The sequence below is a fragment of the Catenuloplanes japonicus genome, from assembly GCF_000717135.1.
In the GTDB taxonomy this organism is placed as follows: domain Bacteria; phylum Actinomycetota; class Actinomycetes; order Mycobacteriales; family Micromonosporaceae; genus Catenuloplanes; species Catenuloplanes japonicus.
In genome coordinates this window covers 184,925-208,400 of sequence record NZ_JNXY01000021.1, presented here as the reverse complement: position 1 = coordinate 208,400, position 23,476 = coordinate 184,925, and the positions used below count along the sequence as shown (strand labels likewise).

Below are 23,476 nucleotides of genomic sequence, written 5' to 3'. Positions count from 1 at the left end.
GCGCCCGGCACCGGACGAGGGCAGGCGGCCATGGACCACGGCGACACGCTCTTCTGGCTCTCGGTCCTGATCCAGCGCAGATATGCGCAGATCTGCGCCGAGCTCGACCTGACCCCCACGCAGGCCACGCTGCTGTGCGCGATCAGGAACGAGCCGAAGCGGATGACGTACCTCGCCACGTCGCTCGGCATGACCAAGAATGCGCTGAGCCAGCTCGTCGACCGCACCGAACGGCGCGACCTGGTCAACCGGGTGAGCTCGGAGCAGGACCGGCGGGTCGTCATGCTCGGCGTCACGCCCGCGGGGAAGGTGCTCGCCGAGGCGGTGTTCGCCGAGACCGCCACGCGCCTGCCCGACATCGCGGTCGGCCTCAGCGCCGACGACCAGCGCGCCCTCGCACGCGTGGCCGCGCTGGTCGTGGACGCGGCCGGCCTTCCACCGTCCACCTAGAGCGGCCTGGATCGCGGGCCGGTGCGCGCGGCCGGGACGTGGTGGCGGCGCGGCTCGCGGCGCTCTTGACCGTGTGACGCGGAACCGGCTCCGATCGGGGGTCGGAAGCGGAGCGCCAGCGGAGTCTTCCGATTCCCGGAGGTTGGCCCGCGGGAGCATGCGGGCGGTACCCCGCTGGGAGCGGGAAGATCGGGTTTGAGGTTGTCGCCTTCGGGGCGTGTGCGGAATGGGCTCGCGCGTCAGCCGCTCGTGTCCCTGGCCCAGGGGAGCAGCAGGCGTTCGATGAGGGCGACGCCGTAGAACAGGGCCACGGAGATCACGGCGAGGAGCACGATCGCGGCGAACGCGGCGGGCGTGTCGAAGTTGGAGGTGCTGCGGCTGATCACGGTGCCGAGGCCGCGCTCGGGGTTGGAGAGTTCCGCGACGACGGCGCCGATCACGGCCAGGTTGATCGCGGTCTTGAGGCCCAGGAAGATCTGCGGCAGCGCGTAGTGGATGCGGATCTTCAGGAACGTCTGGCCGCGGGACGCGCACAGCGACGCGGCGAGTTCCAGCGACTCGATCGGCGCGGACGTCAGGCCCTGCTTCACCGCGAGCAGGATCGGGAAGAAGCACATGATCGCGACCAGCGTGATCTTCGGGGGCAGGCCGAAGCCGAGCCAGAAGAGCAGCAGCGGCGCGAGCGCGACCTTCGGCACCGCGTTCAGCGCGACGAAGACCGGCAGCGTCACCCGGTCGGCGGTACGTGACGCGGCCAGCGCCACGCCGATGAGCAGCCCGGCCGCGGCCGCGATCGCGAAACCGGCCAGCGTCTCGATCAGCGTGATCCAGGCCTCGCCGAGCAGGTAGTCCGGCTTGGCCAGGAACGCGTCGAAGATCTGCGGCGGCGACGGCAGGAAGAACTCCGGCACGTCGCCGAGCGTGGTGAACGACCACCAGGCCAGCACGACGCCCACGATGCCGGCGACGGGCAGCAAGGCCGCGCGGTGAGTCACAAGAGCCTCCACTTAGGATGTGCCGGGCGTGCGCGGGCACACCGGGAAGATGGCGGTCCCGGTGTGCTCGGGCACGCCCGGCACGGTGACGGACTCAGGCGCGCTGAGCGACGACCGAGAAGACCTCATGGCCGTGGATCAGCGTTGCGGGTTGCGCCATGATCTCCGGCACCCGGTCCAGTCGGGCCTTGTCCATGCCGGCGGCGAGCACCTTGTCGTAGGTCTGCGCGTGGATCGCGGTCACGAAGCGTGCGCCCGCATTGCCGCCACCCCAGTACGAGCTGAACGTCTTCGTCTCCACATCGGTCATGCCGAGACCGGTGAGCGTGGCGTGGATGCCCGGCGCCCAGCCCCGATCCGTACCGTGGGCGTCGAAGACCTTCATGCCGACGGTCCGCTGGAACTCCTCGATGATCTCGGCGCCGTCCCCGGCCACGGCGATGTTCTCCCGCCGCGCCCGGAAATCCTCCAGGCACAGCCATCCACCGGGTACGAGACGCTCGATCAGCCGCGCCGTGATGGCCTTGCGCGGCGGCAGGTGACCGAGCGTGAGCCGCGCGTGGATCAGGTGGAACGGCCCCTCCGGCAGTGGCGCGTCGGAGAGCAGGTCCAGCTGCACCACGTCGAGGTTGCCGTCCGGTGCGATCGCGGGGTGCAGGTCCAGCGCGACGACCCGCCCGGAGTCGCCGACCAGGTAACGCATCTTCTGCGCCACGCTGCCGGCGCCGGCGCCGACCTCGAGCATGCGGGCGCCGGCCCAGGTGCCGGACGGCAGCCCGGTCGCCGGGAAGGTCTCCCGGTCGATCAGGCCGGTGATCCGGTACATGGTGTCGTCGTCGAGCAGGTCGCTGAGCGCGTCGTGGTGCGAGCTCGACGTCGCGTGCAGGTTGCTGAGCGGGTACGGCCGGATGTCGGTCATCCGGTCACTTCGCCGCGGACGGGTTCGCGGCGGGCGTGCCACCGGGAACGAAGCTGAAGTCGATCATGTCGGCCACGTCCACCGGCGGCAGCTGCAGCACGCCCTCCAGGATCGCGGCGCCCTTCGCGGCCCGGTTCACGTCGATGAAGCCGATCGGCTGCGCCGGGTCCTGCGGGTAGACGTAGGACTTCATGATGGTCAGCTCCGCGGCCGCCACCTCGGGGTCGGTCTCCGGCACCTGCTCGGCCAGGATCTTCGCGGACTCCTCCGGGTTCTTGACCGCGTAGTCCAGGCCCTTCATCAGCGCGTTCGTGAAGTCGCGGACGAGTTGCGGCTGCTCCTGGATGAGCTGGGTGCGCGCGGTGAGCACGTTGCCCATCAGGTCGTTGAGGCCGTCGCTGTAGGGGAGCACCACCAGGTCCTGGTCCTTGGTGATCAGGCCCTTGCCGATCGCGGCCTTGCGCACGCCGGGCGTGCCGGCCACGAACAGGCCGATCGCGTCCACCTGACCGGCGATCAGCAGGCCGGCCACCTGGTCCGGCGCGACCTCCTGCCACTGCACGGTGTTGAGCTGCGCCTGGTCGATGTTGAACGCGGACGCGTAGGCGGGGAAGACCGACTTCGGGGCCGCGCCGGCGCCGACGCCGATCTTCTTGCCCATCAGCTGGCGTGCGCTGGTGATGCCGGCGCTGGGCAGCGTGACCATCGAGATCAGCGTCTGGGCGTGGATGGCGGCCACGATCTTCACGGCCTTGCCGCCCTTGGCGTACCGCGGGACCGCTCCGGACCAGTCCACCGCGCCGAAGTCGACCTTCCCGGACTCCATCGCGGCGTAGTTCTTCTCACCGGCCGCGCCGGCGATGATCTCGACGTCCAGCCCGGCCTCCTTGAAGAAGCCCTTGCCCTTCGCCACCGCCCCGGCCGCCTCCCGGCCCGGCAGGCCGAACGCGGTCATGTAGGTGGTCTTGCGCAGCTCACCCGGGGGCGTCTGCGCGGACGGGGTCTCCTCCGACGAGGTGCATCCGGCGGCCAGGCCGGTCAGACCGACGCCCGCCACGGCGCTGCCTGCCAGCAGCGCGCGGCGGCTCAGGGGCCGGTTCAGCAGTGAAGCCACTGCAACATCCCTTCCTGGAATTCCTAGCATTCTAAGTTGTCGCGGAGCGGCCGCGGGTGCGGCGAGGGGGGTCTCCTACGGCAACGCGGTGCGGGGCGGTCGCGGACCGCCCTCAAGGCGAGGGGGAGGGCCCGCCGTCGTCACCCAAAGTTGCTGACCAAGAGCAAACAGGAGCGGACCCTCGGCACGAAAACCTAGAATGCTTCTCATTCCAAGTCAACCGGGTCCGTTGAGGATTCTTGGGATGCTTGTTATCCGAGGTTGAGCGTGATGTCATGGCAGGCGCTGACCAAGGGAGTCCCTCACCATGCCCGCCACCCCCATCTACCAGCAGATCATGGCTGACATCCGCACGAAGGTCGCCTCCGGCGAGCTCAAGCCCGGTGACAAGCTGCCCTCCATCGCCGAGCTGACCGTGGCGTACGAGTGCAGTGCTGAACCGGTCAAGATGGCGCTCCGCATGCTCAACACCCTCGGTGAACTTCAGGGTCACCAGGGGCGCGGCGTCTATGTGCCCTCCGGCGCCGCGACGCCGTCCCGGCCCCAGGCGATGTGACCGCTTAACCGCTTTTCCTGCGTTACTTAATGTAATTGCTTGGTTGCTGAAATGGGTCGACTACGGAGTGCTATCCGTCATTCGAGTGACATCAGTCGTCCCATGCGAGACGCGGCCGCCCGCCCGCGAGTGATACCACGCGCGCCAGAAGCAATTTGTCGTCGATGGCGACCACGACCCGTTCGCCGCGCTGCACCTTCAGCCCCTCGCCGCTGACCGCGCCGCCGAGCGCGGTCGCGTCGAACGTGACCTGCGCCGAGCCGGCGGTCGCCCACAGCCAGGCCGGCCCGCTGGGCACGCTCGCGCCGTCCGCGCCGGTGGTCCAGGTGATCGCCGCGACCATGTCGCGGTCCGCCGGGCGCAGGTGGGTGAACGCGAACCGGGCCCGCCCCACCCGGCCGTCGATCGTGGCCGCGATGCAGGTCATCGGCGAGTCGCCGAGCGAGATCCGGGCCGCGATCGTGACACCGGCCGGCACCTCGCGGTCGAGCTGGGCGGAGAAGCCGCCGACGGACATGTCGGTGGTACGGCCGGCCGCGGGCTCGTCCGCGCCGGGCCACCACACCGTGATCGTCGAGGCGACCGACTGGCGGGCGTAGCGGCGGCGGTCCGCGCCGGTCGGCCGCGGGATGCCCAGCTGCAGCTCCGCGCCGTCGACGCCGCGGACCGCGGCCCACCAGCGGCCCAGTGGGGTGACGCGGACCAGCGAGACGGTGTCGAACGGCTGCAGGCCGGTCCAGTCGCCGCTCCCGCGCCGCAGTCGCAGCGCCCGGTCCTCGGCCGAGATCACGGTCGCCTCGCCGCCGGGCTCCACGCGTACGGGCACGTCCACCCATCCCTGAAGATCCGCCATGACACTATCGTGTCTGAAACATACCGATAAATGCTCCTAAAATGGGCTAAGAAAGTAGCGTGAAGATCGCAGAAGAGATCCCTGCCGTGCCGGTGTCCCGTCGGCGGGTGCTGCGTGCCGCCGCAGGCCTCGCGCTCGCGTCCGTGGCCGGATGCGGCGGTGGCGAGGGCGCGGCCGCGGCCGACGCGGAGACCGTGCTCTGGTACTGGCCGGGCGGCCTCAGCGACACGCTGCTCAAGGAGGCCGTGGACCGATTCAAGGACCGGACCACGCTCAAACCCACGCTGATCGAGGGCGACTTCCGCGCCCAGCTGTCCGACGTGCTGAACGGCCCGCCCGAGGGCGTGCCGTCGATCGCCGGGCTCAAGGGCGAGGAGATCGCGTCGTTCCTGCCGCGCGCGGACCTGTTCGCGGACCTGCACACGCTCGGCGCGGACGACATCGCCGGCGAGTACCTGCCGTGGAAGTGGCAGCAGGCCAGCGCGCCGGACAACCGGCTGATCGGGTTCCCGATCGACATCGGCCCGACCGCCATGTACTACCGCGCGGACGTGTTCGAGAAGGCCGGCCTGCCGGTCGAGCCCGGCGAGGTGGCGAAGAAGCTCAGCACCTGGAACGACTACTTCGAGGCCGGCATCCAGATCGGCCGCGAGGTGCCCGGCGCGAAGCTGCTGCGCAACGCGGGGGAGCTGTTCACCATCGTGATCTGCCAGGGCGCGCAGCGCTTCATCGACGAGGGCAACCACTTCGTCGGCGACGCCACACACGTGCGCGCGGCCTGGGAGACCGCGGTGCGGCTGGTCAGCACCGGCGGGAGCGCGAAGATCCCGGTCCACGACGAGGTGGCCTGGAAGGCCGGCATGAACGACGGCTCGCTCGCCACCGAGCTGGGCGCGGCCTGGCTGGGCTACGACATCAAGGCCGGCGCGCCGGACGGGGCCGGGAAGTGGCGGGTGGCGGCCGGGCCGGCGTCCGGTGCGAACTACGGCGGATCGTTCCTGTCGCTGCCGCAGAACGGCCGGGACCCGGCGCTGGCGTACGAGATCGTCGCCTGGCTGCTCTCGCCGGAGAACCAGGCCCGTGCGTTCACCGACGCCGCGCTGTTCCCGGCCGCGCCGGCCACGTACACGATGGCGGCGCTGCGCGAGCCCGACCCGTACTTCGGCGGGCAGGTCACGGTCGAGGTGTTCGGCGACTCGGCCCAGCGTGCGCACCGCGTCTACGAGGCACCGGCCGACGGCGACGTGCACAAGCTCTACGTAAGTCAGCTGGAGGCGTACGAGCGCGGCGACAAGACCGAGACCGAGGCCTGGCGCGACGCGGTCGCGGAGGGCCGCAAGCTGGCCGCCAGCCTCGGCGTCAACTAGCTGGCCTCGCCGATCGGCCGCAGGTACTGCTCCGGGGAGCGGACGATCGCGTCCGCGGTGTCGTCGAACCACTCCGCGCGACGCGTCTCGGACAGCTGCCGGCCGATCACCGCTGCCGCGTTCACGTTGTCGATCAGCAGGCCGGGCGTCTGGATCCAGCCGATCGGCAGGGGCCGCCCGGTCTTCGCGGACAGCGCCTGCAGCCGCCCGGTCACGTCACCCTGCAGGTAGCTCTCCGTGGACACCAGCACCATCCGCCCCTTCCGGGTCAGCTCCAGCGACTGGTCGTCGAACCCGAACGCGCCGGCCACCCACGGCTCGCTGCTGTAGGCGCGCAGCGACCCGAGGGAGCTGACGTCCCGGCCGCCGACGCCGACGAACGCGACCGCGCCCGGGTTCGCGTTCCGCAGCGTCTGCCAGGCGCGCAGGTTCGCGGACGGCTCCTGCTTGGTGTCGAACGGGCCGGCCACGACCACGCTCGGCAGCAGCCGGCTGATCGCGTCCCGCACGCCGTCGACGCGCTGTTCCAGCGACGACACGCCCGGCGAGGTCGACCCGATCACCACCACGCCGCCGCTGCTGTGCGGCAGCCGGTGCGCGACCGCCTCGCCCAGCATCTCGCCGAGCCGGTAGTTGTCGTTACCGATGAACAACGACACGCCGGACCCGGGCGCGGGCGGCGCGTGCACCGCGACCACCGGCAGGCCGGCCGCGGCGGTGGCGCCCAGCGTGTCCGCGAACAGCTCCGGGCTGAGCGTGAAGACCGACAGGCCGGCCGGCCGGTCGCGCCGCAGGTCCGCGTACTCCTTCAGCTCGGCCGTGCTGTCCGCGACCCCCGGGCCGGACTCGGAGTGCGCGACGCCGCCGATGTCCTCCACGCCGTGCGCGAACCCGAGCGTCATCTCCTGCACGAAGTTGAACTGCCGGCTCCCGACCAGGAACACCACCGCGCCCGGCCGCCGCCCGCTCCCGGAGCAGCCGGACAGCGTCACCGTGAGCAGTGCCGTGAGCAGCACGCCGAGAAGCCGCATACGTATCTCATCGGCACGGTTCCGGATTCACTCAAGGAAACCGGACTCCGGTCGATGTGCGCAGGTGAGGGAGGTGCTGGATGCGTCACTGGTTGCAGCGCCGTGCCGTGGCGCGCAGCGCCATCGTCGCCCTCACGATCGGCCTTGCGCTGCTGGCCGGGCTGGCGTTCTTCAGCGCGCGCAGTACCGCGCAGGCATCCGCCAGCGTCGCCTCCCGGCAGCAGGTCAGCCAGCAGTGGAACGAGATCTACCTCAAGATCAATATTGAGTACGAGCTGCTGGTCGACTTCCTGGACCAGCAGAGCGCCCAGGGCCGCGCCGTGCTCACCGGCTCGATCGGGTCCGCCGAGGTGAACCTGCGCTGGCTCAACGCCAACGGCGGCCCGGAGGACAGCGCCCAGGCCCGCGCGCTGCAGAACACCTACGGCGGCTACAGCTACACGCTGCGGAACCTGGTCGACGCCACCCGCGGCACCGACGCGGAGCTGGTCGTCCAGCAGGCCCGGCAGGCCGCGCTCAGCGCCGCCGCGCTCCGCAAGCAGGCCTCGCTCAACATCGCCCGCAACAACCTGGAGATCGGCGACCGGCTCCGCGAGGCGCAGCAGGACAGCGGCCAGATCAAGCTGGCCGTCGGCGTCATCTCGCTCGCCGACCTGGCGCTGGTCGGCTTCTGCACCGTGGTGCTGCTCGTCTACCAGCGCAGCACCGAGCGCCAGGCCGCGGAGAGCCGCTACCGGGCCAGCCACGACGGGCTCACCGGCGTCGCCAACCGCAACCTGCTCACCGAGAGCATCGAGAAAGCCATCGCGCGTACGGTCCCGGGCGGCCCCGGCGTCGGCCTGCTCCTCATCGACCTCAACCGGTTCAAGGAGGTCAACGACACGCTCGGCCACCACGCCGGCGACCTGCTGCTCCAGGAGGTCGCCCGGCGGCTCACCGGCGCGTCCCGCGGCACGGACGTGGTCGCCCGGCTCGGCGGCGACGAGTTCGCCGTGCTGCTCTCCGAGGTCCAGTCCGCGGACGAGGTCATGGAGATCGGCCGGCGCATACTGGCCGGACTCTGCGGCCCGGCCGAGCTGGAAGGCCTCACGCTCGACATCAGCGGCAGCATCGGCGTCGCGTTCTACCCCACGCCCAGCACCAGCGCGGCCGAGCTGCTCCAGCACGCGGACGTCGCCATGTACGCGGCCAAACGCGGGCACAGCGGCATCAGCATGTACGACCCGGAGGCCGACCAGAACAGCTTCGAGCAGCTCACCCTGCTCGGCGAGCTGCGCCGCGCCATCGAGAACGGCGAACTGGAGCTGCACTACCAGCCGAAGGTCCGCGTCGGCACCCGCGCGCTCTGCGGCGCGGAGGCGCTGGTCCGCTGGCGGCACCCGACCCGCGGCCTGCTCGGCCCGCACCTGTTCATCCCGAGCGCGGAGCAGAGCGACCTGATGCGCCCGCTCACCGAGGCCGTGCTGGAGGAGGCGCTCGCGCAGCACCAGCGCTGGCGGCACGAGGGCCTGCTGACGCCGGTCTCGGTGAACGTCGGCGCCTCCAACCTGCTCGACCCGGCCTTCCCGGCGAGGGTCGGCGCGCTCATGGACCACTACGGCACCGCCGCCGGCCAGCTCACCATCGAGATCACCGAGTCCGCGCTGGTCGACGACCCGGCCCGCGCGGCCGCCGCGCTGCGCGACATGCGCGACCGGGGCGTGCTGCTCTCCATCGACGACTTCGGCACCGGCTACTCGTCGATGAGCTACCTCCAGGTCATGCCGCTCGACGAACTCAAGATCGACCGCCAGTTCACCACCGAGATCCTCTCCACCAGCCGCGGCCGCCCCATCGTCACCGCCATCGTCGACCTGGCCCACGCGCTCGGCCTCCAGGTCGTCGTCGAGGGCGTCGAGGACGAACGCACCCACGCCATGATCGGCGACATGGGCTGCGAGATCGCCCAGGGCTACCTCTTCTGCCGCCCCCTCCCCGCCGACGACTTCGCCCGCTGGGCCGTCTCCTGGTCCACCGAACCGGTCTCCGCAATGCCGTCCTAGCGACGGCGGCAGAGTCACCCGGCATCGCATCGGGTTCACAGGGAACCGGCAGGGCGGTCACAGGGTGGTGTGGACATGATCGCTTACCGTGGGTGGGGGTCGTCGAGGGGATGGGGTGCGGTGAGCGGATTCGTCAAGCGGTTCGTGCTGTCGATGGTGGCGTCGAAGCTGCAGCGCAGGGCGCATCGGGGCAACCCGATCGCGAGCGGGCTGCTCGGCATGGTCAACCGGCGGCTGCACGGACACCACGGCGGCCACGGTCACGGCGGTTACGGGCACCAGCCTTACGGGCCGCCGCCCGGTTACCACCACGGCGGCGGGTTCCGCGGCCACTACCGGCATCGCGGGCACTACCGTCACAAGGGGCACTACCGGCACAAGGGCCACTACCGCCGCAAGTTCTGGTGAGCCGGCTGGCACGGCACCGGGCGCTGTCGGCGTCGCTCGCGGCCCGTGACGACGCGGAGATCGCCGCGCTGGCCGGCGCCGCATCGACGGAAGGCATCGGCGGCGCGACCGGCACGATCGAGATCGACGGCGTGCCGGTCTTCGTCAAGCGCGTGCCGCTGACCGCGCGCGAGCTGGCCAGCCCCGGATCGACCGCGAACCTGTTCGGCCTGCCGCTCTTCTACCAGTACGGTGTGGGCTCCACCGGCTTCGGCGCGTGGCGCGAGCTGGCCGTGCACACCATGACCACCGAGTGGGTACGCGACGGGAGCTTCGACGGCTTCCCGCTGCTGCACCACGCCCGCGTGCTGCCGTACGCGTCGTCCCCCGCCGACCCGGCCGAGATCGACCGCTGGACCGCGTACTGGGCGGACGATCCCGCGGTCCGGGACCGCCTCACCGCACTCGCCGGCGCCACGTCCGCGCTCACGCTCTTCCTCGAGCACGTCCCGCACACGCTGGACGCCTGGCTGCGGCACCACCCCGACTACGCGTGGGCCGACGACGCGCTGCACGAGGCCGTCACCTTCATGGCCGCGCACGGGCTGATCCACTTCGACGCCCACTTCCACAACGTGCTGACCGACGGCGAGCGTGTCTACCTTGCCGACTTCGGTCTCGCGCTGCACGACGGCTTCGCGCTGTCGCCCGAGGAACGCGCCTTCCACCGGGAGCACCGCGACTACGACCGCATCTACACCGCCTCGCACCTGGTGCACTGGCTCCTGACCCACCACCTGGACGTGCCCTGGCGCGATGCCTCGTCCTGGCTGACCGCCCACCCCGACGGCGACGGCCTGCCACCCGGCGCCGCCGCGATCGTGGCCCGGCACCGCGAGGCCGCCACGCTGATGGGCGGCTTCCTGCGCGGGATGGTGGAGGGCGACAAGCGCGCTCAGTCCTTGCGCGCCACCGCGCCGTAGGCGTCGATCGGTTCGACCTCGGGGGAGGCCGGCCGCCAGCCGGAGATCTGGGTGAGACCGGGCTCCACCATGGACAGACCGGCGAAGACGGTGGCCAGATCCGAGGGGCTGCGCAGGATGTAGGGCACACCGCCGCTCTCGGCCAGCCGCTTTGCCCCCTCGACCACCGCCGGCGTGGTGTTCGTGCCGTCCCAGAACACCAGGTGACTGCCGGGCGTCGTCTCGGCCATCATCCGGGCGACGATGGTCCGTACCACCTCAAGATCTGGCTCGTAGCCCATCACGCCCATGAACATGACCGCGACCGGCTGCCGGAAGTCCAGCGTTCTCGCCGCCTCACGCAGGATCGTCTCCGGCTCGTGGTAGTCCGCATGCACGTACCTGACTGATTCATCGGTCAGCAGAGCGCGCGCGTGCGCCAGCACCAGCGGGTCGTTGTCCACATAGACCACTCGCGCGCCCGGCGCCACCTCGTGCGTGTTCTGCATCGTGGGCAGGCCGGTGCCGACGTCCAGGAACTGCCGGATGCCGGCCTCCGCGGCCAGGAACCGCACCACGCGGATCAGGAAACCGCGCGACAACCGGGCCATCGCCGCGATCTCCGGATAGACCCGCACAACCGCGTTACCGGCGGCCCGGTCCGCAGGGAAGTTGTCCGTGCCGCCCATCCAGTAGTTCCAGATCCGGGCGGCGTGTGGCACGTCGGTCCGCAGGTCCGGCAGCGTCATGCCACCGTTTCTAACCAACCCGGAGATCATCAGCAAGCGGCCCGATCAGGCATCGCCGCCAGAGAGCCGGCCGGCCGCTGCGATCCGGCGCCGCCGGCGCACCAGACCACGCGCAAGCTGTGCCGCGAAGAAGGCCAGCGGCAGGAGCCACAGAAGCAACGGTGTCACCGGCACGTCAAGGAACAGGCCGCCCAGCACCAGCACCAGCCCGGCGATCGCGCCCCCGAAGGCCGAGATGATCGCGCGCAACCACGGGTCCCCGTGCTCCCGACGGTCCAGCAGATGGGCGAGCGCGGCCGGTGACGGCGTCCAGTCCGGTCCGCGCCGGCGGATCCAGGCCGCACGCAGTGCGGCCACCTCGTCGTTCGCGTCGATGCCGCGCGCGGCCAGTTGCATCGGCTCCAGGCCCGGTAGGGTGCGCCGACCACCGGACGAGTCGTAGGCGTGCGCGGCCGCGATCGGGCCCGGCGCGAACGCCTCCAGCTCCGGGCGGTACTCCAGATCGATCTCCTGCAGCTCGGACCAGCGGATGCGCCTGCGGGTCCACAGCACCCGGATCTCCAGCCCGTCAGCGTCGACGATCGTGCGCGACGCCATCAGCCAGACCAGCAGCCCGGCGCCGCCCAGCAGCCCCGCCGCCAGCACGACCCGCACCCAGACCGCGATGTTCCCGTCCGCCAGCAACCCGCCGCCCACGCCGACGATGCCGAGCACCAGCAGCACCGACGCGATCACCGCGTTCCGTGCCGCGATCCCGTACGGCCCGAAGTACTCCCGCTCCACCACATCCGCCACTATGGAGAACCCAGTCAAGTTGATCGATCAGGCGGAGCGGGCCGAGCGGCCGGTCAGCCGCAGAAGACGTTCGTGATGAGCGTGGTCTGGGCGGCCTGCCAGGAGGCGTGTTCGGCCGGGTCGGCGGTGCGGGTGAAGAGGGAGACGGTGAGGGCGCGGTCGCGCGCGACGTCGATGACCGGGAGGACCTCGTAGCCGAAGCCGTTGCCGCCGTGGCCCCAGTAGCCGCCGCCGCAGGGGAGCGGGCGGTAGAAGATGCCCAGGCCGTCGCCGGTGCCGGGTGGGTAGCCGTAGCCGTCGGGCACGATCACCATTGTGCGCATCTCGGTGAGCTGGGCCGCGGGGAGCAGGCGGCCGCCCAGCAGCGCCCGGACGAACACGTTCAGGTCGGACGCGGTGCTGATCATCGAACCGTCCGCGCCGCTGTCCAGGCCGCGCACCGCGATCGTCGTGTCGGTGAGCGGTGCCCCGGGCGCGAACCGCAGATAGTTGCGGGCGTGCGGCGCGGGCAGGAACGGCCACGTCCCCGGCGTGATCGTCCGCCGGAGCCCGAGCGGACGCAGGATCCGATCATGCACCTCCGTCTCCCACGAGCGTCCGGTCACCTGCGAGATCAGCTGCCCGAGGATCACGTAGTTCGTATTTGAATAGCTCCACTCCGTACCCGCGATGGGGTGTTGAAAGGCAAGAGCGACAAGCGATTCCGGCGGGTACGTCCGCCAGCGCTCCCGGCGGTAGCTCACCGGCGTCAGGTAGTTCGGGATCAGGTCTTCCGTGTAGTCGGCGATGCCGCTCGTGTGCTGGAGCAGCTGACGGACGGTCACGGAACGGACGACCGGCTGGTCGAGCGTCAGGCGGCCCTCCGCGACCAGTTGCAGCACGACCACGGCGACGAATGCCTTGGTGCTGCTGCCGATCCTGATGTACGGATCATCGTCCGGGAAGCCACTGTGGACCGTCTCATGGTCGGTCCGGGCCATGACGCCGGTGACGCCGAGCGCCCGTAACGCGTTCACGTCCCGCCGCAGCCGGGATTGTCCGGGCGCGGCCGCGGTGACGGTCAGTAGAAGTGCCGCCGCCAGCGCGCATCGGATGGCGATTCGCATGCGCCCAGCCTGGTCTCATCCGTGCGGAAGCACACTCCTGCAGCCCCGACCCGCGACCGGGGGAGAACCCTACCAGCCATTGACAAGCTGCGATGTTACGCCTAGGTTAACCACCGGGAAAACGCTTTCCGCCTCCACCGGGAAGTGACCGCACGGCCGTGGTTCGCCGCGCCCTGGGTCGGTGCCGGCTCCACCGCCTGGCACCGGCGCACAGGTGGACCGTGACCCCGAAGGCATTGGACTCCCGTAGATGAAACGTATCAAGAAACGGTACGCGATCGCCACCACCACCGCGCTGCTGCTCACCGGCGGCGGCGTCACCGTGGCGAACGCGGCCGAGACGGCCGCCCCCGTAACACAGGCCGCCACCACCGAGAATCTCAACCGCGGCCTGGTCAGCATCCGCACGGACAAGGGCAACTTCCTCTCCTGGCGGCTGCTCGCGGCCGACCCGGCCGGCGTCGCGTTCAACGTCTACCGCGACGGCGTCAAGGTCAGCACCGCCGCCGTCACGAACTTCACCGACGCCGGCGCGCCCGCGAACGCGACCTACACGGTCCGGCCGGTCGCCGGCGGCATCGAGACGTTCGCAGCGGACGAGCCGGTGCAGACGCTCGCGGCCTCGCAGGACGTGCCGATCCAGGTGCCGTCCGGCGGGACCACGCCGGACGGCGTCGCCTACACCTACTCCGCGAACGACGCCTCTGTGGGTGATCTGGACGGCGACGGCGCGTACGAGATCGTGCTGAAGTGGGACCCGTCGAACGCTAAGGACAACTCGCAGTCCGGCTACACCGGCAACGTGTTCATCGACGCGTACAAGCTGAACGGCACCCGGCTGTGGCGCATCGACCTCGGCCGTAACATCCGGGCCGGCGCGCACTACACCCAGTTCCAGGTCTTCGACTACGACGGTGACGGCAAGGCCGAGGTCGCGATGAAGACCGCGGACGGGACGAAGGACGGCGGCGGCACGGTCATCGGCAGCTCCACCGCTGACTACCGGAACAGCTCCGGCTACATCCTCAGCGGTCCGGAGTTCCTGACCGTCTTCAACGGACAGACCGGGCGCGCGGCGGCCACCGTGGACTACGTGCCCGCGCGCGGGACGGTCAGCAGCTGGGGTGACAGCTACGGCAACCGGGTGGACCGGTTCCTGGCCGGGACCGCGTACATCAACGGCTCCTACCCGAGCATCATCATGGCGCGCGGCTACTACACGCGTACCGTCGTGGCGGCCTGGGACTTCCGGAACGGCGCGCTCACGAGGAAGTGGACGTTCGACAGCAACTCGTCCACGAACGGGTCCGCGTGGGCCGGGCAGGGCAACCACCAGCTGTCGATCGCGGACGTGGACGCGGACGGCAAGGACGAGATCATCTACGGCGCGATCGCGATCGACGACAACGGCGCCGGGCTGTGGCGCACCGGTCAGGGCCACGGCGACGCGCTGCACGTCGGCGACCTGATCCCGAGCCGCGCCGGCCTCGAGGTGTTCAAGGTCGACGAGGACACGTCGAAGCTGGCGCACTACATGGCGGACGCGCGCACCGGCGCGATCATCTGGTCCGCCCCGTCCTGCGGCTGCGACAACGGCCGCGGCGTCTCCGCCGACATCTACGCGGGCAGCGCCGGCGCGGAGTCCTGGTCGTCCGCGGTCGACGGGCTGCGCAGCGCCACCAACGCGAACATCGGCCGCAAGCCGTCGTCCACCAACTTCGTCATCTGGTGGGACGGCGACGGCCAGCGTGAGCTGCTGGACGCCACCAGCATCAAGAAGTACGGCACGTCGGCCGACACCACGCTGCTCACCGCGAGCGGCGTCCACTCCAACAACGGCACCAAGGCGACGCCGTCACTCCAGGCCGACATCCTCGGCGACTGGCGCGAAGAGGTCATCTGGCCGACCACGAACAACACCGCGCTGCGCATCTACCAGACCACGGACGCGACCAGCATCTCGCACGTCTCGCTGATGCAGGACCGCATGTACCGCGAGGCCGTGGCCTGGCAGAACACGGCCTACAACCAGCCGCCGCACCCGAGTTTCCAGATCTCCTGAAAGCAACACCAAGATCGGCCGGGGGTACGCGTACCCCCGGCCGATCCTGTGTTTGTGTCCTTTGAGGACCGGTCTTAACCCTCCCTTAGCAATCGGCTAGCGCCCCCTTATCGGCCGTCGGCGCAGGCTGACGCGGCTCGATCACCGTTCCGGAAGGGCGTTTCACATGTCACGCAAGAGACTCCTGGCGCTTGCCGCCGTGCTCATCGCACCGCTCGCCGCGGTCGTGGCGATCGCGCCGCAGGCCTCCGCGGCCAGCTCGAAGTTCTGCGAGGGCGGCAGCTACACCACGCTCGGCAAGACCGGCACGGACAAGCGCTTCCGCGGCACGATCGCGGCGCCGGCCGGCCGGTTCACGGTGCAGGGCCGATTCACCCAGTTCACGGTCGACCCGGCCACGTTCGGCATCTACGACTACGCGTGGACCGGCCGCGCGAACGTCGGCGACATGACCGGCGGCCGGCTCACCCCGGTCTACGCGAGCAAGGTGCCGGACCACCGCGGGCTCACGCTGACCAGCGGCATCGCGGTCGAGCTGCGCGACGAGGACCTGACGCTGTCCCGCACCGGCCCGAACGGCCTCACGATGAAGATCCAGGCGAAGGACTGCGCGCAGGGCGGCATCTTCCAGATGGAGGTGGAGCGCGGCGACGGGACCCGGACCCGGATCACGCACACGCTCGCGGACAGCGCGTTCTACTACGACAACCCGAACTTCCGCGCTCAGCTGGGCGTATTCCTCGGGGACGACTGCGTGAACCCGGCGACCGGTCCGGCCGGCGACCGCTGCGTGCGCGTCACTCCGCGCGTCAACATCGGCTCGGACATCGCGCCGCGGCTGGTGCTGAGGGACAGCGCGCAGGTCGCCACCCGCATCAAGCAGTCCGAGTGCGGGCCGGACTTCACGAACACGCTCGGGCTGGCCGAGACCGCGGACCACTGCGGCGCCACCAGCATCTGGGACGTGGCCAGCGGCGGCCGGCTCGGCATGGTGACCGGCGAGGACGCCACCGAGGTCGCGAACCCGCCGACGAACTGCACCGAGGACTGCGAGGCCGGCAACCAGGTCAAGGGCGGGCTGGCGGTGCTCGGCTTCCCGAACCCGGTGCCGGCCGGTGTCCGGCTGACGCCGCGTACCTCCACGACCGGGGCGGACGCGCCGCTCACCACGCCGTAGGCGTGCTCGATCGCGCGCGGCCGTCCGGTCGCGCGCGATCGGCGCTCGGGCGCGGGAGACCGGCCGACGAAAGATTCGCGAAAAAGTATGCGGGATGCGTTTGAACCCGGAAGGCCGTGGGAAGAAGCCTCGCCAACCTGATCGTTTGTCGACTGCGAACGAGTGAACACCGAAAGTAACTCATACTTTCGGCTATCCTCTTCCTCCGCCGTTCGGCTATGGTCGGGAAAGCCGAACGGGTATCCGGGCTGGCCGGACAAAGCGAAGGACCGCTCTCATGACCATAACCATCGCCCAGCCGACCACCACCGACCGCGAAACGATGACGGACGGTCGCGCCGCGGACGCCGCCGCGGACCTGATCGTCGCGCTCGCCGCGATGCCGTCCGACGACCCGCGCCGCGCCGCGCTCCGCGACCGCACCATCGAGGCCTGGCTGCCGCTGGCCCGCCACCTCGCCAAGCGCTACTCCGGCCGCGGCGAGCTCACCGACGACCTCGTGCAGACCGCGATGGTCGGCCTGATCAAGGCGGTCGACCGGTTCGACGCCTCGCGCGGTGTGGACTTCTCCGGCTACGCCATCCCGACCATCGTCGGCGAGATCAAGCGCCACTTCCGCGACCGCACCTGGTCCATCCGCGTGCCGCGCCGGCTGCAGGAGCTGCGGCTCGCGATCAGCGAGGCCAACAGCACGCTGACCCACAAGCTCGGCCGCTCGCCGCTGGTCGCGGACATCGCCACCTACCTCGGCATCACCGAGGAGGAGGTGCTGGAGGGCCTGGAGGGCGCCCGCGCCTACAACACCACCAGCCTCTCCACGCCGCTCGGCACGGACGGCAGCGCCGAGCTCGGCGACACGATCAGCGACGACACCGACGAGTACGCCGAGGTCGAGCTGCGCGCCACGCTCGGGCCGGCCCTGGCCATGCTCGACGCGCGCGAGCAGCGGATCATCACGCTGCGCTTCTACGGCAACCTGACGCAGTCGCAGATCGCGGACCAGATCGGCATCTCCCAGATGCACGTGTCCCGCCTGCTCACCAAGGCGCTGGTCAAGCTGCGCGGCCACATGGACGTCGACGCCTTCAACTGACCTTTCCCCTCTTCTCATGGCGGCGCCGGTCCGGCGCCGCCATTTTCGTGTGCCGGTGTGCTCATCGACCTCGGGATATTCCGTAGCGTGATCGGGGTGGGGCGCGGTTTGTCGTACCCCTGGAGTATGAAGATGATCGTCACGGAGTCCTGAGGAAACGAGAGCGTCATGAGTGAGATCGCCCCCGTCGTCGATGCGGCCCACGCCGCGCCGTTCGAGAGCACCGACGACTATCGCGAGGCGATCGAGCGGATGCGGGCGGCCGCCGCGGCCTACTACGCGGGCGAGGACATCGTGATGGACGATGCCACCTACGACGCGCTGTTCGCCCGCGTCGCCGCGACCGAGGCCGTGCATCCGGACTGGGCGGCGGCGGACTCGCCGACCGAGGTGGTCGCGGCCGGTGGCGGCGTGGTCGGCGACGTCGTGCACAGCACGCCGATGCTGAGCCTCGGCAACGTCTTCGACGAGGACGAGCTGCGCGTCTGGGCCGCCCGTCTGGAGAAGGTGATCGGCCGCCCGGTCGCCGGCTTCACGGTCGAGCCGAAGATCGACGGCATGGCGATCGCCGCGCGATATGTCGACGGCACGCTCGTCCAGGTCGCCACGCGCGGCGACGGGCAGGCGGGCGAGGACGTGACCGCCCAGGCGCGCGCGGTCGCCGGGCTGCCCGGTGAGCTGCGGCGGCCCGTCACGGTCGAGGTGCGCGGCGAGGTCTTCATGACCGACGACGACTTCACGAAGGCTAACGAGTTGCGTGTCGCGCACGGCGGCGCCCCGTTCGCCAACCCGCGCAACGCCGCGGCCGGCACGCTCCGCGCCCAGGACCGGGCCTACGTGGCGCCGCTGTCCTTCCTCGCCTACGCCGTGCACGACCTGCCGGAGGGCGAGGGGCTCACGCACAGCGCGGCCATGGCCGCGATCGCGGACCTCGGCGTCACCACCACCGCGGGCTCGCCGGCCGGCATGCCGCAGTGCACGACCGTGGACGAGCTGGTCACCGCCGTCACCGCGCTCGGCGCGCTGCGCGGGAAGCTCGGCTTCGACATCGACGGCGCGGTCGTCAAGGCGGACGCGCCGGCGGATCGGGATGCGGCCGGTTCGTCCAGCCGCGCGCCGCGCTGGGCCACCGCGTTCAAGTTTCCCGCGGACACGCGGACCAGCACGCTGACCGCGATCGAGGTGCAGGTCGGCCGCACCGGCGTGATCACCCCGGTCGCGGTGATCGCGCCGGTCCAGGTCGGCGGCGTGGTGGTCACCTCCGCCACGCTGCACAACTTCGACGATTTGGTACGCCGTGACGTGCGCGTGGGCGACACCGTGTTCGTCCGCCGCGCCGGCGAGGTCATCCCCGAGATCACCGGGGCGAAGCTGGACGAGCGCGCCGCCGACGCAGTGGCCTTCACGCCGCCGGAGTTCTGCCCGCGCTGCGGCGGCGAGATCGACCGCTCGCAGAAGCGATGGCGGTGCATGCAGGGCCGCGCGTGCGGCGCGGGCGAGTCGCTGGCCTACTTCGCCGCGCGTGACTCGATGGACATCGAGGGTCTCGGCGACAAGGTGATCCGCCTGCTGATCGCGGCCGGCATGGTCACCGACCCGGCCGACCTCTTCACCCTGGACGTGGAGGCCGTCGCCCAGCTGGACCGGATGGGCGCCACCTCCGCCGGCAAGCTCCTGGCGAACATCGAGGCGTCCAAGGCGCAGCCGATGTCCCGCGTGCTCACCGGCCTCGGCGTGCGGATGACCGGCCGCTCGATGTCCCGCCGCCTGGCCCGCCACTTCGGCACCATGGACGAGCTCACCGGCGCCACCGTCGAGCAGCTGCAGAACGTGGAGGGTGTCGGCCCGGAGCGCGCCACGACTATCGCGGCCGAGCTCGTCGAGCTGGCCCCGATCATCGCCAAACTCGCCGGCCACGGCGTCAACATGGTCGAGCCCGGCATCGTCCCGGCCTCCGAGCGCGCGGCCGCCGCGGCCACGGACCCGTCCGAGCGCCTGCCGCTGCACAACGAGGACGGCAGCCAGATGATCGTGGTGGTCACCGGCTCCGTGCCCGGCCTGACCCGCAACGAGGGCAACGAGGCCGTCGAGCGCCTCGGCGGGAAGTCCTCCGGATCCGTCTCCAAGAAGACCCAGCTGGTGGTGGTCGGCGACGGTGCCGGCTCCAAGGCGGCGAAGGCGGAGGAATTGGGCCTGCGCATCATGCCCTCGGACCGTTTCGCCGCCCTGCTGGCAGCCCACGACGCCGGCGAATCCCCTACTCTGGACGATTTCTAGAAGACCCGCTCATCGCTCGCAGAATGCGAGGGATTCGGCGTCGCCGGGAGGGGGATGCGGTTGATTCGCATTCTCCCTCCCGGTCTTCCGTGAGAATCGGTCCGCTAATCATTTGTGCCGCGGCGCGCCCTGCGGAGGCGCTCCGCGTGGCGGCGCTCGAGGCCCCACGCGCGGTGGTGCTCATGTATTCGCCGGAACTCCTCGGCCGCGGGGGAGTAGGAACGGGACGCGGTGCGGTCGCGCATGACGGCCAGCTCCGCGGTCGTGAACATCTGTAACTGACGCATTATTGAATGGTGGCATGGAAGCGTCTCTCCAGCGACCCCGAAATGCTTTCCCGGGGTGCGCCATATGCGACATGAGACGTGTATAAGAGGTCAACGGAAACAGCGTGACCGATTGCGCAGAATTCGTGGACGGCGGGCCTGTGCCTGCCTATTCTCGACCGTGAGCCGGCGCGCCGGCCCGGGTGAGGACGACGACCTTGCCGCTGACCGTGTTGCCCTCGACGGCCCGGTGGGCTGCGCGGATCTCTTCGAGCGGAAAGGTGGTGATCGGGCCGAGTGAGAGCGTGCCGGCGGCGAGCCGGTCGAGCGTGCGCTGGAGGATCGCGGGCGGCAGGTTCGACGCGTCACCGCTGTATGCGGTCAGGCGCACGCCGGTCGGGAGATAGCCGATCGGATAGAAGTCCTTGACGATCCACTCGTTCGACAGCATCCCGGCCATGCAGACGGTGCCGTGGACGCGGGTGGCGGCGAGCGTGTCCGGGAGCGTGGGCGTGCCGACCAGCTCCAGGGCGGCGTCGACGCCGTCCGGGACGATGCGGCGGACCTGCGCGGCCACGTCGCGGTCGTCGAGGAGCGGGTGGGTGACGCCGTGGGCGGCGAGGTCGTCCAGGCGGTCGCGCCGCCGGGTGGTGGCGAGCACGGTGGCGCCGAGGTCGCCGGCCAGCGCCGCGGTGGCGTATCCGAGCGCGGACGTGCCACCGCGGATCAGCAGCGTCTGGCCGGGGCGGAGGTCGAGGCCCACGGTCAGTGCGCCGTGCGCGGTCTGCAGCGTCTCCGGGACCGCGCCGAGCACGTCCCAGGGCAGCGCGGAGCGGAACGGGATGACCTGTGCGCGCGGTACCACGGTGTACTCGGCGTAGCCGCCGTCGAACGCGCGGCCCATGCCGCCCATCATCGCCACCACCTGCTGTCCGGGCCGCAGGTCGGTGCCGGGCGCGGCGTCGACCACGCCGGTGGCCTCGATGCCGGGCGCGATCGGGAAGCGGGCGTTGTCCGCGTACCCCAGGCGCAGGTGCAGCTCGGAGCGGTTGATGCCGAAGGCGTGCACGCGGATGCGTACCCACCCTGGCTCCGGCTCTGGAATTGGAAGATCTTGCAACTCGAGGTTCTCGACCGGTCCGGGGCCGGTCAGGACGATCGCTCGCATGGTCATGACTGGCGCCAACTTCCTTCCACAGAATAATATTCCAAGGAAGATAAAACAGTGGGGGTACGGATGAGCGAGCGCATCACGTGGCTGAACGACCTGATCCGGCTGGAGATCCTGCTGTGGGAGCGGGTGGACGCGCGACTGCGGGCCGCGCACGACCTGCCGCTGGCCCGGTTCCAGACGCTGCACGCGCTGGCCGACGGGCCACTGCGCGTCGGTGACCTGGCACAACGGATGAGCATCACGGTCGGCGGCGCCAGCAAGGTCACCGACCGCATGGTCACGCTCGGCCTGCTCGCCCGCGAGCCCGACCCCACCGACCGCCGCGCCAGCCGGGTGACGCTCACCGCGGCCGGCCGGAGCGCGCTCGACGCGGCCACCGGCACCTACGCCGCGTGCCTCGCGGAGATCGTCGACCCGGCGCTGCCGGCCGCGGACCGGCAGCGGATGCACGAGCTGGTCAGACGCCTGCTCACCGCGCTGGACGGGGGCTGACGTGCGGGGTCAGCGCCACCACAGTTCCAGCAGCGCGACGGCCAGGCCGACGACGGCGGCCGTGGTCAGGATGATCGCCAGGTACCCGGCGCCCGAGGTGGTGCGCTCCATCTGCTCTCTCCGCATGTCCTTCATGTTTCCGATGTGCCGGGCGCGCACACCTCGGGATCTCACGACCAGGGTCGCCAGCCCTCCAGAAAAGCCGCGATCAGGCCGACCGCGAGCGCGGTGAGCAGCAGGATCACGACATAGCCGGGGCCGGACGTGGCACGCTCCACGAATGTCCTCCGTGTTTCCACCGAGTTCCCCCTTCGTGACCCCGCACCCTCCGCAGTGGACATAACTTACGCGCCGCCCTGCGGACAGTCTTATGTGGGTAGTGCGGGACCTGCATCAATCGACAACCGCGCCCGTCGGAGAATGGGAGGGTGACAGGACCGATCAGCCGCAGTTCGGCGGCACGTGGCGGGGGCCGGAGCGCCGGTCTGGTACGACGGGTGTCCCACCAGGCGCGACGCCGCCGGCTCGAGGTGCTCCGCGTCGAGGAGCTGACGCCGACCATGCGCCGGATCGTGCTCGGCGGCCCGGAGCTGGAGGCGGACTTCCCGTTCCTGCCGCTGGCGGCCGCGGACAGCGTCCGGATCGTGGTGCCGGACGAGGAGACGGGCGAGCTGACGCTGCCCGCGCCGGGACGGCGCGACGCGATGTCGACCCGCGAGTACACGGCGCGCCGCTTCGACGCGGGGGCGGGCGAGCTGGCGATCGACTTCGTGCTGCACGCGCACGGGCCGGCCGGGCGGTGGGCGTCGACGGTGCGGGCCGGTGGGCTGCTGGGCGTGATCGGGCCGCGCGGGAGCCAGGTCTTCCCGGGCGACTGCGACGACTATCTCCTGGTCGCGGACGAGACCGGGCTGCCGGCGATCGAACGCTTCCTGGAGGAGCTGCCGGCCGAGGCGGTCGTGCGGGTGCTCGTGCTGGCCGACGGCCCGGCACGTGAGCTGGGCGGGGGCGGCCGGGACGCGGATATTCGCTGGCTGGGCGCGGTGCCGGTCGAGGCCGTGGTCGAGGCCGTGGCCGCGGTGCCGATCGGCCCGGGATCGTTCGTGTGGGGCGCGGGCGAGGCCGGCGTGATGCGTGGGCTCCGCACGCATCTGCGCCAGGACCGCACCATGGACGCGGAGCGGGTGTCGGTGCGCGGCTACTGGCGCGAGGGCGCGGCCGGCACGATCGAGGACTGACGGCAGCGTCATCGTCTCCCCGCGCGGCGCTGGGCTTCCGTGTCAGGGCACATGTTCGCCGCGACCAGCATGGCCTGCTCGCGGATCGACCGGCGCAGGTCTGTCGCGATAGCAAGGACTACTATTTCGTGAAATTTCGGGCACGGAGTGCCCGTGGAGCGTGCGGACACCGAAAGCTGAGCGGGAAATGGGTCCCACCGCGGCCAGAAGCCAAGAAGTTTTCGCGCCCGCGAGACATCACCCGAAGGTGTCGGGAAGACCCAGTAAATGGCGATATTTCCGGCGCAAACGCCCTCAGGAACGTCGGGCCCGCCCAGGCACCGCGCCAAAGATCGGGGCGTCCCCCATGTCGGAGTCCGACATGGGGGACG

The 23,476-nt window shown here is 70.7% G+C and carries 22 protein-coding genes; 12 read left to right on the top strand and 10 right to left on the bottom strand.

The window, feature by feature from the left end; all coding sequences use genetic code 11:
* The first annotated feature begins 30 nt into the window (after positions 1–30).
* Positions 31–450 carry a MarR family winged helix-turn-helix transcriptional regulator gene (locus tag OP04_RS27710; RefSeq protein ID WP_033342775.1) on the top strand — a complete coding sequence of 140 codons (420 nt, stop codon included), beginning with the start codon at positions 31–33 and terminating at the stop codon, positions 448–450.
* A 239-nt stretch (positions 451–689) separates the two neighbouring features.
* On the opposite strand, the gene OP04_RS27705 is transcribed toward OP04_RS27710, so the two are convergent.
* The 3 genes from OP04_RS27705 to OP04_RS27695 all read right to left on the bottom strand — a co-directional run bounded on the left by OP04_RS27705 (position 690) and on the right by OP04_RS27695 (position 3,478).
* Positions 690–1,445, bottom strand: coding sequence for an ABC transporter permease (locus tag OP04_RS27705; RefSeq protein WP_051799167.1), 756 nt, complete (start codon positions 1,443–1,445; stop codon positions 690–692).
* Between the two features lie 94 nt (positions 1,446–1,539).
* Positions 1,540–2,364 (bottom strand): class I SAM-dependent methyltransferase, encoded by an 825-nt coding sequence (locus tag OP04_RS50175; protein ID WP_051799165.1) that lies wholly within the window; start codon positions 2,362–2,364, stop codon positions 1,540–1,542.
* Positions 2,365–2,368: 4 nt separating this feature from the next.
* Positions 2,369–3,478, bottom strand: coding sequence for an ABC transporter substrate-binding protein (locus OP04_RS27695; protein ID WP_033342773.1), 1,110 nt, complete (start codon positions 3,476–3,478; stop codon positions 2,369–2,371).
* Between the two features lie 307 nt (positions 3,479–3,785).
* Between OP04_RS27695 and OP04_RS27690 the strand changes: the two genes are divergently transcribed.
* Positions 3,786–4,034, top strand: coding sequence for a winged helix-turn-helix domain-containing protein (locus OP04_RS27690; RefSeq protein ID WP_033342772.1), 249 nt, complete (start codon positions 3,786–3,788; stop codon positions 4,032–4,034).
* Positions 4,035–4,125: 91 nt separating this feature from the next.
* Here the strand turns inward: OP04_RS27690 and OP04_RS27685 are convergent, their stop codons facing one another.
* Positions 4,126–4,887, bottom strand: a complete 762-nt coding sequence (locus OP04_RS27685; protein ID WP_033342771.1) for a PilZ domain-containing protein — start codon at positions 4,885–4,887, stop codon at positions 4,126–4,128.
* A 59-nt stretch (positions 4,888–4,946) separates the two neighbouring features.
* Between OP04_RS27685 and OP04_RS27680 the strand changes: the two genes are divergently transcribed.
* Entirely contained in the window at positions 4,947–6,254 is a 1,308-nt protein-coding gene (locus OP04_RS27680; RefSeq protein ID WP_051799164.1) for an ABC transporter substrate-binding protein, read from the top strand.
* Here OP04_RS27680 and OP04_RS27675 read toward each other — a convergent pair.
* Entirely contained in the window at positions 6,251–7,285 is a 1,035-nt protein-coding gene (locus OP04_RS27675; protein ID WP_033342770.1) for a sugar ABC transporter substrate-binding protein, read from the bottom strand. The two genes, OP04_RS27680 and OP04_RS27675, sit on opposite strands and share 4 nt — an antisense overlap.
* An 80-nt stretch (positions 7,286–7,365) precedes the next feature.
* Here OP04_RS27675 and OP04_RS27670 point away from each other — a divergent pair, with 80 nt between their 5' ends.
* The 3 genes from OP04_RS27670 (at position 7,366) to OP04_RS27665 (ending at position 10,697) form a co-directional block, all read left to right on the top strand.
* Entirely contained in the window at positions 7,366–9,327 is a 1,962-nt protein-coding gene (locus OP04_RS27670; RefSeq protein ID WP_051799162.1) for a putative bifunctional diguanylate cyclase/phosphodiesterase, read from the top strand.
* A gap of 120 nt (positions 9,328–9,447) precedes the next feature.
* The gene (locus tag OP04_RS54845; protein ID WP_051799160.1) at positions 9,448–9,735 is read left to right on the top strand and encodes a hypothetical protein; all 288 of its coding nucleotides are present in this window, start codon (positions 9,448–9,450) and stop codon (positions 9,733–9,735) included.
* Positions 9,732–10,697, top strand: coding sequence for a protein kinase family protein (locus OP04_RS27665; protein WP_051799158.1), 966 nt, complete (start codon positions 9,732–9,734; stop codon positions 10,695–10,697). The genes OP04_RS54845 and OP04_RS27665 overlap by 4 nt, the downstream gene beginning before the upstream one ends.
* On the opposite strand, the gene OP04_RS27660 is transcribed toward OP04_RS27665, so the two are convergent.
* From OP04_RS27660 to OP04_RS27650, 3 genes are read right to left on the bottom strand one after another with little or no spacing between them, the layout of a single operon-like run.
* Positions 10,670–11,425 carry an SAM-dependent methyltransferase gene (locus OP04_RS27660; RefSeq protein WP_033342769.1) on the bottom strand — a complete coding sequence of 252 codons (756 nt, stop codon included), beginning with the start codon at positions 11,423–11,425 and terminating at the stop codon, positions 10,670–10,672. The two genes, OP04_RS27665 and OP04_RS27660, sit on opposite strands and share 28 nt — an antisense overlap.
* Before the next feature lie 45 nt (positions 11,426–11,470).
* Positions 11,471–12,220, bottom strand: a complete 750-nt coding sequence (locus OP04_RS27655; RefSeq protein WP_198153998.1) for a PH domain-containing protein — start codon at positions 12,218–12,220, stop codon at positions 11,471–11,473.
* A gap of 53 nt (positions 12,221–12,273) precedes the next feature.
* Entirely contained in the window at positions 12,274–13,326 is a 1,053-nt protein-coding gene (locus OP04_RS27650; protein WP_051799156.1) for a serine hydrolase domain-containing protein, read from the bottom strand.
* Between the two features lie 250 nt (positions 13,327–13,576).
* Between OP04_RS27650 and OP04_RS27645 the strand changes: the two genes are divergently transcribed.
* The 4 genes from OP04_RS27645 (at position 13,577) to ligA (ending at position 19,935) form a co-directional block, all read left to right on the top strand.
* Positions 13,577–15,388, top strand: a complete 1,812-nt coding sequence (locus OP04_RS27645) for a rhamnogalacturonan lyase (protein WP_033342767.1) — start codon at positions 13,577–13,579, stop codon at positions 15,386–15,388.
* Between the two features lie 166 nt (positions 15,389–15,554).
* Positions 15,555–16,565 (top strand): hypothetical protein, encoded by a 1,011-nt coding sequence (locus OP04_RS27640; RefSeq protein ID WP_033342766.1) that lies wholly within the window; start codon positions 15,555–15,557, stop codon positions 16,563–16,565.
* A 277-nt stretch (positions 16,566–16,842) separates the two neighbouring features.
* Positions 16,843–17,658 carry a SigB/SigF/SigG family RNA polymerase sigma factor gene (locus OP04_RS27635; protein WP_033342765.1) on the top strand — a complete coding sequence of 272 codons (816 nt, stop codon included), beginning with the start codon at positions 16,843–16,845 and terminating at the stop codon, positions 17,656–17,658.
* Positions 17,659–17,826: 168 nt separating this feature from the next.
* Positions 17,827–19,935, top strand: coding sequence for an NAD-dependent DNA ligase LigA (gene ligA, locus OP04_RS27630; RefSeq protein WP_085066819.1), 2,109 nt, complete (start codon positions 17,827–17,829; stop codon positions 19,933–19,935).
* 104 nt (positions 19,936–20,039) lie between these two features.
* On the opposite strand, the gene OP04_RS27625 is transcribed toward ligA, so the two are convergent.
* Positions 20,040–20,222, bottom strand: coding sequence for a hypothetical protein (locus OP04_RS27625; protein ID WP_033342764.1), 183 nt, complete (start codon positions 20,220–20,222; stop codon positions 20,040–20,042).
* 148 nt (positions 20,223–20,370) lie between these two features.
* Complete coding sequence (locus OP04_RS27620; protein WP_232323756.1) at positions 20,371–21,375, bottom strand: alcohol dehydrogenase catalytic domain-containing protein; 1,005 nt, start codon at positions 21,373–21,375, stop codon at positions 20,371–20,373.
* 63 nt (positions 21,376–21,438) lie between these two features.
* Here OP04_RS27620 and OP04_RS27615 point away from each other — a divergent pair, with 63 nt between their 5' ends.
* Together OP04_RS27615 and OP04_RS27610 are read left to right on the top strand one after the other, a co-directional pair.
* Entirely contained in the window at positions 21,439–21,867 is a 429-nt protein-coding gene (locus OP04_RS27615; protein WP_033342763.1) for a MarR family winged helix-turn-helix transcriptional regulator, read from the top strand.
* Positions 21,868–22,364: 497 nt separating this feature from the next.
* Positions 22,365–23,105 (top strand): siderophore-interacting protein, encoded by a 741-nt coding sequence (locus tag OP04_RS27610; protein ID WP_051799154.1) that lies wholly within the window; start codon positions 22,365–22,367, stop codon positions 23,103–23,105.
* Positions 23,106–23,476: the final 371 nt, after the last annotated feature.